The sequence below is a fragment of the Paenibacillus sp. OT2-17 genome, assembly GCF_009827695.1.
Classification (GTDB): Bacteria; Bacillota; Bacilli; order Paenibacillales; family Paenibacillaceae; genus Paenibacillus; species Paenibacillus polymyxa_B.
The window spans coordinates 1-1474 of sequence record NZ_WUDQ01000742.1; the positions used below are offsets into that span (position 1 = coordinate 1).

The window sequence follows — 1474 nt, forward strand, 5'->3', positions numbered from 1 at the left end:
GGACCAGGTCTCCAGATCTATATAACCTCTCTTCCGGCTTGTACGGATTTTGAACGAACTTTTCCTTTGTAAGCTCCGGTCTTCCAAGATATCCTCTGCAAACTCCGTCTCCTCCTACACAAAGCTCTCCGGCTACTCCAATGGGAACAACTTTCATGTTCTTATCCATTACATATGTTGTAAGGGTTGGTATAGGCCTTCCTATGCTGCTCACATTAGATCTAATTTCTTCCTCTTCTATCTCTTTATATGTGACATGCACTGTTGTCTCGGTTATTCCATACATATTGATGAGTCTAGTCTGCGGGTACTTCTTTCTCCATTCCTTCAACAATGCAGGCTTTAATGCTTCCCCTCCGAATATGACATATCTTATCTTAAGTTCTTTTTCTTCATATGATACTTCTTCATTGGCTATATTATAGAAGGCTGAAGGTGTCTGATTTAATACGGTCACCTTCTCATTCCTTAGAAGTCTCAGATACTCTACATTGCTGCGTGCTGTCATTTTAGGAACTACCACCAATCTGCCCCCATATAACAACGCCCCGTACATCTCCCATACGGAAAAATCGAAACTCATAGAATGAAACATAGTCCATACATCATTTTCGTTAAAATCAAACTGCATTTTACTGTTAAATAACAGCCTTACTATGTTTCTATGCTCTATCATTGCCCCTTTGGGTTTACCTGTAGAGCCTGAGGTATATATTAAGTAAGCTAGATCGGAAGGTTTATTTACCTCCGATAAGTTATATTGTTCATCTGAATATTCCTGCTCATCTTCTAAATTTATTACTGTACCTATTGATGTATATTTGTCTATAAAATGTGATTGGGTCAACAGGATCACTGCCCGGCTGTCTTCCAGCATATGACTTATTCTTTCCTCAGGATAATCTGGATCTATGGGAAGATATGCCCCTCCTGCTTTTAATACCCCTAGGATTGCTACTATCATCTCAAGTGAGCGTTCTGCCAGAATACCTACGATACTGTCCGGTTTGACTCCTTTAGCCCTTAATACATGGGCCAACCCATTTGATTTTTTATTGAGTTCACTAAATGTAAGCTTTTTACCCTCAAATACCACAGCTACATGATCAGGGTTCTTCTCTGCCTGCTCTTCAAAAAGCTGATGGATAGTCTTGTTTTTAGGATACTGTGCCTCTGTAGCGTTAAAGGTATATAGGATTTGCTGTTTTTCTTCCTGTAACAGTACATCAATTTCCCACAACCTTTTTTCAGGGCATGCCGTTATCTCTTCAAGAACGGTAATGTAATGGGTTCCAAACCTTTTTATTGTCTCCTTCTTAAACAGCCTGGTACAATATTCAAGGTTAAATGTTATACCTTCTTGACCCTCTACCACTTCAAGCATAAGGTCAAATTTTGCCTTTCTGCCTTCCAGCCAGTTGTTGTATTGTTTGAAGTTTATACCCGATGCTGCAAATTCTGTCTTGTTTGAAGT

The 1474-nt window shown here is 39.5% G+C and carries 1 protein-coding gene; it reads right to left on the bottom strand.

The window, feature by feature from the left end:
* Positions 1 to 1474: non-ribosomal peptide synthetase (locus tag GRP75_RS26690; protein ID WP_160790863.1), on the bottom strand; the 1474-nt coding region annotated here is incomplete at both ends.